The 13,577-nt window shown below is 41.9% G+C and carries 6 protein-coding genes and 1 pseudogene; 4 read left to right on the plus strand and 3 right to left on the minus strand.

Annotated elements, in window-relative coordinates; all coding sequences use genetic code 11:
• The first annotated feature begins 50 nt into the window (after positions 1 to 50).
• The 4 genes from tyrA to RM049_RS34855 all read left to right on the plus strand — a co-directional run bounded on the left by tyrA (position 51) and on the right by RM049_RS34855 (position 8,534).
• Complete coding sequence (gene tyrA / locus RM049_RS34840; RefSeq protein ID WP_322707448.1) at positions 51 to 1,286, plus strand: bifunctional chorismate mutase/prephenate dehydrogenase; 1,236 nt, start codon at positions 51 to 53, stop codon at positions 1,284 to 1,286.
• Between the two features lie 119 nt (positions 1,287 to 1,405).
• A complete protein-coding gene (locus RM049_RS34845) occupies positions 1,406 to 3,139 on the plus strand; it encodes a multicopper oxidase family protein (protein ID WP_322707449.1) in 1,734 nt (577 codons plus the stop codon).
• 102 nt (positions 3,140 to 3,241) lie between these two features.
• Complete coding sequence (locus tag RM049_RS34850) at positions 3,242 to 3,796, plus strand: hypothetical protein (RefSeq protein ID WP_322707451.1); 555 nt, start codon at positions 3,242 to 3,244, stop codon at positions 3,794 to 3,796.
• 556 nt (positions 3,797 to 4,352) lie between these two features.
• Complete coding sequence (locus tag RM049_RS34855; protein ID WP_322707452.1) at positions 4,353 to 8,534, plus strand: filamentous hemagglutinin N-terminal domain-containing protein; 4,182 nt, start codon at positions 4,353 to 4,355, stop codon at positions 8,532 to 8,534.
• Between the two features lie 43 nt (positions 8,535 to 8,577).
• Here RM049_RS34855 and RM049_RS34860 read toward each other — a convergent pair whose 3' ends face one another.
• The 3 genes and pseudogenes from RM049_RS34860 to RM049_RS34870 form a co-directional block, all read right to left on the minus strand.
• A complete protein-coding gene (locus RM049_RS34860; protein WP_322707453.1) occupies positions 8,578 to 10,311 on the minus strand; it encodes a ShlB/FhaC/HecB family hemolysin secretion/activation protein in 1,734 nt (577 codons plus the stop codon).
• Between the two features lie 356 nt (positions 10,312 to 10,667).
• Positions 10,668 to 11,246 carry a hypothetical protein gene (locus tag RM049_RS34865; protein WP_322707454.1) on the minus strand — a complete coding sequence of 193 codons (579 nt, stop codon included), beginning with the start codon at positions 11,244 to 11,246 and terminating at the stop codon, positions 10,668 to 10,670.
• Between the two features lie 249 nt (positions 11,247 to 11,495).
• Positions 11,496 to 13,577 (minus strand): annotated as a pseudogene (locus tag RM049_RS34870) (S-layer family protein); the annotation flags it as partial.

Consider the following 13,577-nt stretch of genomic DNA (forward strand, 5'->3'; position numbering starts at 1 on the left):
CGCAGACATCGCTATATCTCGAAAAAATAATTATATATTTGAGAGGTCTTATGCTTCCAGAAAAGCTGAAACAAATTGACCAACAACTCATTGATTTACTAGGTAAAAGAATTGCAGTTTTAGCTGAATCACAATCTATATCTTTAGAAGAACAAATTACTAATTTTGCATTCTCCTTAGTGGAGGCTGGTGTTCCAGAGTCAATGTGGAAAAACCTGGTTACAGGTTGTACCTCTGCTGCTAATGCATTTTCGCCTCCAGCAAATACCAAACCACGACGGGTTACTCTAGTTGGTGGACGCGGTATGATGGGGTACTTTTTTCAGCAGAAATTATCAGCCACCGGCCACTACATCAGTATTCTCGACCAGGGGGACTGGGAACAAGCAGAATCACTACTAAAAAAAGCAGATTTAGTTTTAGTTTGTGTTCCTATTGAATATACAATAGATGTGATACATAAACTTGCTAAATACCTCTCTCCAACTACTGCTTTAGCTGATATTGCTAGTATTAAAACTCCAATATTACAGACTATGCTTGAGCAGCATAGTGGGCCTGTAATGAGCTTACATCCAATGTTTGGCCCAGGGATAAAATCCTTCTTGTGCCAAAAGGTGGTAGTCTGTTCTGGTCGTGGAGACGACGCATTTCAATGGCTTTTGGATTTAATTGAACATGATGGTGGTAAACTGATTGTGTCAACACCAGAAGAACACGATGAAATGATGATTGCTGTTCAAGCAATCCGTAATTTTACAACGTTTAGTCTTGGTGTTTTCCTAGCAGAACAAAACATTGACATCCATCGTAGCTTAGATTTTTCTAGCCCAATTTTTCGTCTAGAAATGGACATAGTTGGCCGCTTGTTCAGTCAGTCTGCACCTCTGGTAGTAGATATTATGCTTGCGACATCAGAGCGTCGAGAAGCTATTGGGCAGCTAGCGATCGCTTATAATCGGTTGGCGCAATTAGTTATTCAAAACAATCGAGATAGTTTAATTCAGGAGTTCAAAGCAACTCATAGCTTTTTGGCAGAAGAAATGCACTCTGCTGTAGAAGAAAGTACTTATGTAATTGACTCCTTGAGTACACTCTTAGCAGCTAAAGATGTCGAACAAAAACAACTATGTTTTAGTAAACATACGATGCCTTCTCTACGAGAGGCTTCTCTTTCAGAGACGCTAACGCGAACGCCAACGGCGGGCGTAGCGATCGCTAATCAACCTATAGCACCACGAGCCGAGGTTCTTTCTCATGGAAGAACTATTGAATCCAAAGGGTAGAGCGCATTCGCGCAGCATCTCGTAAGAGTTGGACACAAAGAAATCAGAGTTTCAAAGAGTTCTTGCGTAAGTCCAATTCTTTGTAGACTCAATGCTAATTTTTACAACCAAAATCAAAAATGTTAACTAGAAAGCAATTTTTAACGATGAGTGCAGGTTTAGGAGCCGGAGTTTTGCTCCCCGAACTACTTAAAGGAAAGAGAACCTATGCAGCCTCGCCCTCACTTTCAAAATTTACCGAGTCTCTGCCCATTTCATACCCAATTTCACCGCCTAGTACCTTAGATATTGCGCCAGGTACACACTCGTTCCACAGCAGCTTAGGGTCTTCTACCACCTGGGGTTACGGCGGATTGTCTTATCTTGGCCCCACTTTCGAGGTAGCAAGGGGAACGCCCGTTAGGATTCAGGCATTCAATAAACTTGGCACTCATCCATTAGCTAGGTCAGTAGATACAAACTTGCATGGTGTCAATGCATCCGACATAACTAATCCCCGAACAATCATCCACTTACACGGCAGCAATACCGAACCTGACAGCGACGGTTATCCAGAAGATACATATCTGCCTGGACAGAGCAATGTGTACAACTACAACAACAATCAAGAGGCAGGAACACTCTGGTATCATGACCATTCCCTTGGCATGACCGCCTTGAACCTCCAAGCCGGGTTAGCTGGAATGTATCTGATTAGGGATGATGACGATCCCATTGGTGGCAATGGCCCCCTTGGTATCCCTGCTGGAGCGCCTTATGAAATACCGTTGGTGCTGCAAGATCATTCCTTCGATTCCAATGGTTCCATGTCCTTTCCAGCGACATGGAAAACTGAGTTTTACGCTGATGTTGCTGTCGTCAACGGCAAGGCTTGGCCAAACCTCAATGTTGACCGAACTTTGTACCGCTTCCGCATCGTCAACGCCTCAAACTCCCGATTCTTCAGATTAAAGCTGTCGTCAAATCAGCAACTAATTCAAATTGGCAGTGACGGAGGATTCCTAAACGCTCCAGTATATTTGTCTAAGCTACTGCTAGGGCCTGGTGAACGAGCAGACGTACTCATCGATTTTTCTCAAAGCCTGCCAGGAGACAAGATTGTATTGCAAAACGACGCTGCTGCACCGTATCCCAAAGGTTTAGCTACGGTAATTGCTCAGGGTTTCTTTAAAATGCCAGAAGTTATGCAGTTTACAGTGAATCAAGGTGCTGCCGTTCCTAAAGCTATTCCCACAAGGCTGCGAGTAAACAATCCATTAATCACAAAAATTGCTACGAAACCAGTCAAAGAGCGCAACCTGGTTCTAATAGATATTTTGGACTCTAATTTTAAAGTCTTAGCCATGATACTCAACGCCGTTTACTGGCATGAGGCAGCCAACCACCCAGAATTGAGAGAGCAACCACAAGTAGACACAGTGGAGCAGTGGAACTTTATCAATCTTCAGCCATATGCCCACACAATGCACCTGCATCTAGTACCATTTCAAATCCTCAACCGACAATCAATCAATGATAGTGCGTACTCAGCAGCATACAGAGCTACTGGCCCGCGTAAAGTACTCATGCACAATGCACCAGGTGGGGATACAGTGCCCTATGGTTATCCACCACTCGACCCTACCCCCTATTTAAAAGGTTCAGCAAAACCGCCAGCAGCGAACGAGGCTGGTTGGAAAGATACTGTAGTAGTCAATCCGTTTGAGGTGGTTCGTGTGATAGTTCCTTTTGGTGCTAAAGCCGCAGCCAATTTACCTTTTGGCAATTCATTCACTGGACGATTTGTGTGGCACTGCCACATGCTGAATCACGAGGATAACGACATGATGCTACCTTTTGACGTTCTACCGTAGCTTCGTATGTGTTGAGAAGAGAATCAAAGATGGGGTTCTTTAGGAATAAGTCATTAACCAAAGACGATCTTAATAGTGATTTGAAATAAAAGGGGAAATGGAATGAATTTTGACAAAAAACTTGCAGCTACTTTTACTGGCACGATCTGTTTTCTAACGGCTATGATGGCTCCTGTTTCGGCTGCCATGTTTAATTTTTACTACTCTGGTACAAGTGTACTGAACCCAAATGACAATGTTATAGCCAGTGGAACATTAACAACTAGCCCTTACCATTCCGCCACAAATAGTTATGAGATTATAGATATTACTGGCATTAGAAATGGCGTTCCAATAGAATCTTTATTATCTCCAGGTTCATTTCTTGACAATGACAATCTCTTACTAGCTGATTCTCCAGCATTGAGTGAATTTGGATTTGCTTACACCGCAGGAAAAGTGTCATATAATGTTTTTAACACTTATGACTATTTAGAAGTTGGATATCAAGGTTCCTATACAGGTTATCCCCTCAGTTATTTTTCTATAACACCTATACCTGAGTCTTCTTTAATGTTGGGAATACTAAGTGTAACTGTTTTAGTAGCTATCAACAAAATCAACGGTAGGCTCGCTCTTAAAAAACTCAATCATTCCAATGGAGACATTGCTAATTAACAGATAGTTTTAAAAGTTTATCGCCGGAATTGTAAGCACTTTTAGATTACCTCTAACCTCCTACAAAAGCCTACGGAGTACACACAAATAATTTAATTACCCTAAATCCAGTTTTGAGTTGCACGTCAAGGCTAAAACAGTGTATTAGAAAAAAGCAGAACGCATTAATTTATCTCAATTTTATCAAAAATCTATTACAACATTTTAGCCTTGTCACCCTAATTCATAATAGGGATTTTAGGTAATTACAATTAGCCCTTTCAAGGTGTTGTGTGACGGCTTGATTTGTAGTTTCTTTAAGAGAGGTGCAGTCTCAGGGTGGGAGAAGATAAATGCTTTTAGGTAAAACTGTTGGCAATTAGTTACACAATATCTGACATATTCATGCAACACATCCACCTTTTCTGCTTGTTTATGTGCAGTTTTCATACCTGAAGAATACATAAATGCGATCGCCTGATTGCAGAAAACTGCATAATTAATGAATATTCGCTTGTTTCTCGTCCCAAGGTGCAGTTTTATTAGATACTCAAATAATCATGATGAATAGCACCCTATGACGATAAGATACGCATTACACAGGTGTTTGCAGTTTGGATTGGCAGGGTTAGCGGGCTGCTTAAGTGCAAGTATCTTCACTGCTAAAACTCAGGCACAGCAAAGTAATATCGTACCCGACAAGACACTTGGCGCTGAGTCCTCTCAAGTTATAGGCAACTTTCAGGGACTACCGATAGAACTAATTACGGGTGGTGCAACTCGCCAAATCAATCTGTTTCACAGCTTTGGAGAATTTAATATCAGCGAGGGGCGGGGGGCGTATTTCTTGAGTCCTAGCGCAGATATTCAAAATATTCTGGCACGGGTGACGGGGAATAACCCTTCAGAAATTTTGGGGAGACTCGGCACACTTGGTAGTTCTAATCCTAATGTATTTTTGATAAATCCTAATGGGATTGTGTTTGGAAAAGATGCCAGTCTAGATGTGCAGGGTTCTTTTGTGGGGACGACTGCGAACGGAGTACAGTTTGGTAATCAGGGTGTTTTTAGTGCCACAAATCCCCAAACCGCGCCATTATTGACTATTAATCCTTCGGCTTTATTTTTTAATCAGATTAATAAGAATGCGGCAATTCAAAATAGCTCAATTGTACCAGCAGGAATATCTCCTTTAGGCATGAATGCATCTGGTTTACGAGTGCCAGATAGGAAGAGTTTACTACTTGTAGGTAGCGACATTAATATGGATGGTGGCAGATTGCGAGCCTATGGTGGTCGAGTTGAGTTAGGAGGATTGTCTGCTCCTGGAAATATTAATCTTCAGCTAGATGATAATAATTTCAGTCTAACGTTTCCAGAGAATGTCATCCGGGCAGATGTGTCTCTCAAAAATGCTGCAAATATAAATGTAAGTGCTAGTGATGGTGGAGACATCATAGTCAACGCTCGTAATATAGATATTTTAGAAGAAAGTCTACTGATTGCTGGCATTGGGCAAGGTTTGGGTACACCTGAGACTGTTGCAGGTGATATTACACTTAATGCTACCGGAGAAATCAAAGTTGCTGGAGTTGGGAGCGGAATTCGCAATTTTGTGAATTCGGGAGCAAAAGGCAATGGAGGTAATATTACCATAAATTCTAATTCCCTTATCTTAGAGGATAGCGCTCTACTTACTGCCTCAAATTTAGGACAAGGGAATGCGGGAAATATCATTATAGATGCTCGTGAAAATGTTTTGTTTAATGGGGCTAATGTTTTTAGCGCAATTGGATATGAAGCAGTCGGGAATGCTGGCAATATTTCCATTAAAGCTGGGTTAGTATCTTTGAGCAATAATACATATATGTATACTAGTACTGGTGGACGAGGAAATGCAGGGATTATTAATATCAATGCACGCGATAGTGTCTCTTTTGATCAAAGGAGCCAGGCTTTTAGCGAAATGAGAACTGAAGGAGTAGGAAAAAGCGGCAATGTCAACATTAATGCCAGGTCGCTGTCTGTGAAAAATGGTTCAGAACTGAGTGCTAGCAGTTTTGGACGGGGAGATGCTGGTAATGTAACCATTAATGCTAGCGATACAGTAAATTTTGATGGAGCAGACAGTGGGGCTTTGAGCATATTAGGAGAGGGAGCGGTAGGTAAAGCTGGTGGCATCAATATCACCACTAAGTCACTTTTTGTCACTAATAACGCAGGATTATCTGCCAGTACTAGTGGACGAGGAGATGCAGGCAATGTGAATATCAACGCCAGTGATATAGCCTTCTTTGATGTGGGAAGCCAAGCCTTTGCTCTTGTAAATGCTAGAGGAGTGGGGAAAGCAGGTACGATAAACATCAACACTAGAAAGCTCTCTGTGAACAACGGGTCACAATTGAGTGCCAGCAGTTTTGGTCAGGGAGACGCTGGTAATGTAACTATTAATGCTAGCGATACAGTAAATTTTGATGGATCAGCCAGTGCGGCTTTCAGCATATCAGGAGCTGAAGCAGTAGGCAAAGGAGGTGGTATTAACATCACCACAGGATTACTGTCTGTTACAAATGGTGCTTTTTTAACTACTAGCACCCTTGGACGAGGAGATGCAGGTAATGTGAGCATCGATGCTCGTGATACAGTTGTTTTTGATGGTATAGGCATTAATGGATTAAATAGCGCGGCTCGCAGTTCGGTACTAGCAGGAGCGGTAGGTAACGGTGGTAAAATCCTGATTAATACTGGATCAGTAGTCATTACTAATGGTGCTGGCTTAGAAGTAAGCACTGCCGGAAAGGGAAATGCTGGTAATGTGATAATTAATGCCAGTGATACAGTTTCTGTTGACAGAAGTGGTGACATTTTCAGCACTGTCAGAGCAACAGGTGCGGGTAAGGGAGGGGATCTCAATATCACTACTGGCTCACTTTTCTTGAACAACAGCGCTCAATTAGCTTCTAGTACTTTTGGACGAGGGGATGCAGGAAATGTGTTTATTAATGCTTCTGGTTCTGTTTCTATTTCAGGAAATAATACTGGCATCCTCAGTAACGTGGAGTCAAAAAGTGAGGGTAATGGTGCCAATATCAACATCAAAGCCGCTTCACTCTCCATTAGTGATGGCGCTCAACTAGTAACCTCTGTTGAAAATAATGATGACAGTTCTGTTAGACAGCCATTCAACCAGGGAAATGCAGGCAATGTTAATATCGATGTCACGGGTGCAGTTGCGATCGCTGGAATCAGAGAAGGAAAGGCAAGTGGAATTAGAAGCAACTTAGGAAAAAGAACAGTTGGTAAAGGAGGAAACATTACTATATCCTCTGGCTCGTTATCTGTAACGGATGATGCCAGAATTTCGACTAGTACCTTTGGAGAAGGAAATGCAGGTAATATCTTCATACAAGCCAAGGATTCTGCGTCTTTTTCAAATGGTTTTATATTTAGTTCTGTAGAAGAAGAGGGATTGGGTAAGGGGGGAGAAATTAATGTTACATCTCACTCTCTCTCCTTAACGAATGGCGCTCAATTTGTTGCCACTAGCCGTGGAGCTTTTGCTGGTGTAGAAATTACTTCTCCTGGAAATCCTTCCATAGATTTTTTTAAATTTAGTACCAATTCTATTAAAGCTGGAAATATCCAAATTAACGCAACTGATGGTGTTAATATTTCTGGTTTTAATCCAATCACTGGCAATTCCAGTGGATTCTTTACATATACTGTAACTATAGGTAACAGTGGCAATATCACTGTAAATACTGATGTTTTTCGAATATCTGATAGTGCTTTATTAGACGCAAGAACTTATAATTTTGGTGATGGTGGAAATATTACAGTCAATGCACGAATAGTGGAGGCTAGTAATGGGGGGCAACTTATTACAACTACTACAGGAGGTGGTAATGCAGGTAAGATTATAGTCAATGCTAAAGACCAAGTAATTGTTTCAGATACCTACATAAATCCTGAGAATACAGAAGCTCAACTTCTTAAAAGGTTCCCCAAAGATGATGATGCTAATAGTGGTTTCTTTGTTCGTTCTTCAGGCTTTGGTGTTGCAGGTGATATTGAAGTTAACTCGCCCAAAGTTACTTTAGATAAACAGGGAAGATTCATTGCTGAATCAGCATCAGGCAATGGGGGTAATATTAAGCTGGTAATTAGGGATTTACTTCTCATGCGGCGTGGTGGTCAAATCTCCACTAACGCAGGCACTGCCCAAGCTGGTGGTAATGGCGGTAACATCAATATCAACTCAAAATTTATTGTCGCCCCTTCCAAAGAAAATAGCGACATTAGCGCCAACGCCTTTCAAGGAAGTGGTGGAAACGTAGAAATTAACTCGCAAGGTATCTTCGGTACCGAGTTGCGGACAAAGCCAACTGAAAAAAGTGATATTACCGCCAGTTCGGAACTAGGCGTTGCAGGTGTAATCAACATTAACGCACCCGATACCAGTTCCATCCAAAACAGCTTTACCGAATTACCCCCAGTCATCGATACCAATGCACTCATTGCTAATAGTTGCATTTCACGTGGTACTAAACGGCAAGAAAACTCTTTTACTATTACAGGGTCTGGTGCTTTGAACCCTAATCGTCCTGGTGTTTCGGTTTCTACCTACACAACTGGAAAGGTCAGAGGTGTCGAAACTACATCCCGTTCTTGGAAGAAAGGCGATCCGATTATCGAACCGACTGGTCTATATCGGCTGAATAATGGGCAGTTGCTATTGAGTCGAGAATGTTCTAATTAATGTTATATATTTAGATGCCAGTTCAAAATTCAAAATTCAAAATTCAAAATTCAAACGGCTGATATAGCACTGAAAAATTAAAGCCATTATCTTGTAGTGAATTACCGCGATCGCTTGTGCCTATAAATGGTATACCATAGTCTGCACGCAATACCAAACCGTTAAAAGGTTGCCAATTTAAGCCCAAACCCAGGCTAGCAATGGTTTGTGGGTCAGGATTGCTAGCGCGATTGTTCCAAGTTGTGCCGATGTCAAAAAAGGGTATTAGCTGTAAAGTTTGCACATTTGATGTTAGGGGAATACGAACTTCCACACCTCCAACTACCCCATTGTCAGCAACAAGTTGATTTTGACTATAACCGCGCACTGTATCAACTCCGCCAATGCTGATTTTTTCCAGCGAAAGTAAGGAATCAGGAGTAAGTTGAGTGTTAACTTTGGCCAGCATCAAAATGCGGGGAGATAGCCGTTGCACCCATTGAAATTGTCCTACCCAAGAGAAAAAACGCCCATCAGTACCACTATCGTTGATAGTTGCGTCAATTGCATCGATGCCAAAACTAAATTGCGATCGCGCCGCTAAAACACTGTTAGCATTACGTTGTAACCAATCTTGAGAAAAGCGAATTACCGTAACTCTTGATTCCCCATCTTCGGGGCCTTCAGTAAAGGAGAAGGGGATATCATTGAGTATATAAGTTTGACTGCGCCGTAAATCGAATGCTAACGATAGAGCAAATTCATTGTTTGGTGTGTGGGTTAGCGGTTGACGGACGTTAAAAGAAAGGGTTTCGGCTTGGCTGCGGATATTTAAGTCACGAAATTCGCTTTCAATAATCCGGCTAGTACTGTTGCTATAGCGGACACCAATAGTTCCATCTAAGGCGTTAAAGGGAATAGAATAACTGATATCATAAATGTCTAAACCTTCACTACCAGCATATTCAGCATTGAATTTATCCCCAAACCCTAAAAAATTATCGTGAGCAATAAAAACACTCCCTTGTTCTGAACCAACGCTAGGTGATTGGTTATTGGCAAAGTTCACCCCAAGGTGGAATGGTGGCGATTCAGTAATTGTCACCTGTAAAATATTGCTAGCTGGGGTGCTACCTGCGGTTAACTCGGCATTGACTCGCTCAATCACGGGGTCAAGTTGTAATAATTGCAGCGCTTCTTCGATGCGTTTTTGATTTAAAGGCTTACGCGCCAACCGAGCAATCCGGGAACGCACGTATGCAGGTTGCAATCTTTCTAACCCTAAAATGGAAATTCCTTCGAGTTCGCCTTCCACAACTTGGATTTGCACAACACCGCTAGCGATATTTTGATTGTTGGGAATAAATGCACCACTGGTGATATAGCCCTTTTTAACATAGAGTTCAGTGATTTGCGATCGCAGTTGCAATAACTGCTCAAATGTGATGTTTTTATTTTCTAAGGGCTTTTTTAACTCGATGATTTCATGTTCTAAAACAGAATAGCCTGTGACTCGGATTTCTTTGACAAAGAACTTTTCACCACTAGGAAAGATGGTATCGGGTAGATTTTCCTGTGGGGGTGATGGGAGTATGGGAACAGTTGGTGTCGGTGGTGTCGCCGGAAGTGTTGGTGTAGGTGATGATTGGGGTAGAGTTTCTTCAACTTTCCCTGGTGTATCAGGGGGAATTGTTACTCCAGATGGGGGTGTCGATTGTGCAAATACTGCAAGTGGAGTGATGCTGATGCAGGTAAGTAATATGAAAAAAAGCTTTGGAAAACGAAAGTATGAACTCATTGTTTATTTATGATTTGAAAGGGCGATCGTTTGTCATTGATAAGGTTTTTAGATATACTTACATTTCGTAACATACTTCTTTTTATTTCCACCAATTGACTTAGCGATCGCATTACTAATTAGATATTTATCAAGTATTATTACTTAATTAAAATACCATAGTATTTTGCTTGATGATTGCATAAAGATGAAATCATCAAGCTCTGATTTGGTCATTCTAATATTTAAAATTTAGGTATTGATAAATAAGACAATAAATGCAGTATGAAAAGAATACGCAATAACGCAAGCGCTGACTTGTCAGTGTAGCTTTTCACCGGGGAACTTGAAAGCCAGATAATTTACGCTATGTTTATTTAATATTGAGACACTATTCTTTCTATATCTACAGCCGAACATTGCCTTCGCTCATCGCAAGTATATGCTGTTAGTGAACCATCAGGCTCAACAGAAAACAAAAAATTATCAGCAGCATAACTAGGGTGTCTTCTGGAAGTCCCAGCATAGACTGGGTTATATCCCAATAAAACTAATCCTTGAGGAGAAGACTTGAGGCTAATGTTCTGGTCTACACCCTGCTTCTGATTTATACTAGGGTCAAAATATCTAGTTCTCATCACTCCAGAATATCCCTCCATCACCAACACGCTTTGATAAACGATTCCATCAATGCTATATCTGAGCTTCCAACTTCCGTAAATTGGAGAATTTGCATCTAAGAGTTGCGCGATGACCTTCGGCGCAGCAAAGCCGATTGCATATGATGAAGATTGAGAAACATCTGGTGTTTGTAGTAAGGCATTTCTCGCATCTGCTGACTTGATACCAAACAATCCAATTCCAGCTACTAAAATTGCAATGGAAGTAGTTTGTTTGAAATTCGGTAATGTCAAAGATGTTGCTAAAACTGTGTTGCGAACTAGTTCAGAAAACATAATCAACCTCTAATCTGAGTTAAAAAATAATGACAATTTCATCAGCAATGGTTGATAAATTGATGATTTTTGTTGTTTTTCGATTTATTAACCGTTTCTTTAATACTCAGATTAAGGGATATGACTAAGTAATGCATTCACCTTTTATGCATATATAGTTGCATGATTTGGATGGTGCGATCGCACAATGGTGCATACCATTTTGCAGAAAACTGCAACACCAGATTTTCCCAATATGTGCATTTATATTCACGAACAACTTCGACTCAAAATTAATTGTCCATTGGGTAATCGATACAATCCTTGTGGTTCAATTATTGGGTCGCCTTTTTTCCAAGGACGACGGGATGTAATTTCGACACCTCTCACCTCGCCAGTTGTGTAGTTAGAAACCAAAACTCCAGGACGATTGGGAGTTAAAGCACCAGAACCTGTAATAGTAAAGGAGTTTTCTTGTCGTTTGGTGCTGCGTGAAATGCAGCTATTAGCGATAAGTGCATTGGTATCAATCGCATTTTGTGGTAATTCAGTGAGGCTGTTTTGAATAGAACTGTTATCGGGTGTATTGATATTTGTTAAACCGGAAACCCCTAATTCCGAACTTGCAGTGATATCGCTTTTTTCGGTTAGTTTTGTCTGCGATTCGATACCGAAGATACCTTGGGAGTTGATTTGGATATTTCCACCAGTTCCCGAAAAGGCGTTAGCGCTGATATCGCTGTTTTCGTTGGGAACTGCAACGATAAATTTCGAGTTGATATTGATGTTACCGCCATCGCCACCTGATTGCGCTGTACCTGCGCTGGTGGAAATTTGACTGTTGCGGCGGAGTAAGAGTAAATCGCTGTTGATGTTAATATTACCACCGTTACCGGATGCAGTTGCGGCGTTGAGTTCGCTTTGGTTGTCTAAAGTAATTTTAGATGAGTTGATTTCGATATTGCCACCTTTACCCACACCTCCGGCTGACACCGTGCTGAGGATGCCAGCATTATTTGCAAGGGAAACAACTGCTGCATTGATGTTGACATTGCCACCTTTACCGATACCTCCAGCTTCCACTCTACTCACGATGCCAGCATTATTTGCAAAGGAAACAGCATTTTTTGCACTCACTGCCACATTCCCCGCATTCCCCTGTCCATAAGTTGAGGCAACAAGTAATGCGTTATCTCGTAATGAGAATGAACTAGAATCGATGGTAATGTTACCCCCATTGCCAACTCCTCCTGTGTCCACACTGCTGAAAATTACACTCCCAGCAATATCAACAGCACCTGTTACTTTCACATTGATATTCCCCGCATTCCCCTGTCCATAAGTTGAGGCAACAAGTAATGCGTTATCGCGGAGTGAGAAAGAACCAGAATCAATGGTAATGTTACCACCATTGCCAACTCCTCCTGTTTGCACACTGCTGAGAATCCCACTCCCAGCAATATCAACAGCACCTGTTACTTTCACATTGACATTCCCCGCATCCCCTCTTCCTGCTGGTCGGCTATTAAATGCACTACTAGTAAAGCTGCTGAGTGAAGCGCCATCAGTGAGTGACAGGGTTGCAGCATTGATATCGATATTGCCACCCTTACCCACACCTCCGGCTGACACCGTGCTTAAAATGCTAGCATCTGTAAGGGAAACAGCATCTTTTGCACTTACTGTCACATTCCCCGCATTCCCCACTCCTAAAGTTGAGGCCGCAAGCAATGCGCCATCAGTAAGTGACAGGGTTGCAGCATTGATGTCGATATTGCCACCCTTACCCACACCTCTAGCTCGCACCGCGCTAAGGATACCAGCGTTTGCAAGGTCAACAGCATCAAGTGCCCGCACTGTCACATTCCCCGCATTTCCCTGTCCATAAGTTGAGGTAGAAAGTAGAGCGCGATCGCTTAACGAGAATGAACCGGAGTCAATAGTAATATTACCCCCATTGCCAACAGTCCCCGTTCCCACACTGCTGCCAATCCTACTTTGAAAACCGTTTTTCTCTCCACTAATATTAACAGTGTTAGTAACATTAACATTGACATTCCCCGCATCCCCCCGTCCTGCTGGCTGGGTATCAGATGCTTCACGAGTAATGGTTTGCAGTTGAGCGCCATCAGTAAGTGACAAAGTTGCAGCATTGATGTTAATATTGCCTCCCTTACCTATACCTCCGGCTTCCACTGTACTGAAGATGGAAGCGTTACCTGCAAGGTCAACAGCATTTTTTGCACTCACTGTCACATTCCCGGCATTTCCCACTCCTAAAGTTGAGGCAACAAGTTGAGCGCGATCGCTTAACGAGAATGAACCGGAGTCAATAGTAATATTACCCCCATT

This window comes from Nostoc sp. DedQUE04 (assembly GCF_034530995.1).
Taxonomy (GTDB): domain Bacteria; phylum Cyanobacteriota; class Cyanobacteriia; order Cyanobacteriales; family Nostocaceae; genus Nostoc.

What these genes read in the sequence shown, in the direction of transcription:
- tyrA (WP_322707448.1), top strand. Translation starts at nt 51, where the DNA reads ATGCTTCCAGAAAAGCTGAAACAAATTGACCAACAACTCATTGATTTA.
- RM049_RS34845 (WP_322707449.1), top strand. Translation starts at nt 1,406, where the DNA reads ATGTTAACTAGAAAGCAATTTTTAACGATGAGTGCAGGTTTAGGAGCC.
- RM049_RS34850 (WP_322707451.1), top strand. Translation starts at nt 3,242, where the DNA reads ATGAATTTTGACAAAAAACTTGCAGCTACTTTTACTGGCACGATCTGT.
- RM049_RS34855 (WP_322707452.1), top strand. Translation starts at nt 4,353, where the DNA reads ATGACGATAAGATACGCATTACACAGGTGTTTGCAGTTTGGATTGGCA.
- RM049_RS34860 (WP_322707453.1), bottom strand. Translation starts at nt 10,311, where the DNA reads ATGAGTTCATACTTTCGTTTTCCAAAGCTTTTTTTCATATTACTTACC.
- RM049_RS34865 (WP_322707454.1), bottom strand. Translation starts at nt 11,246, where the DNA reads ATGTTTTCTGAACTAGTTCGCAACACAGTTTTAGCAACATCTTTGACA.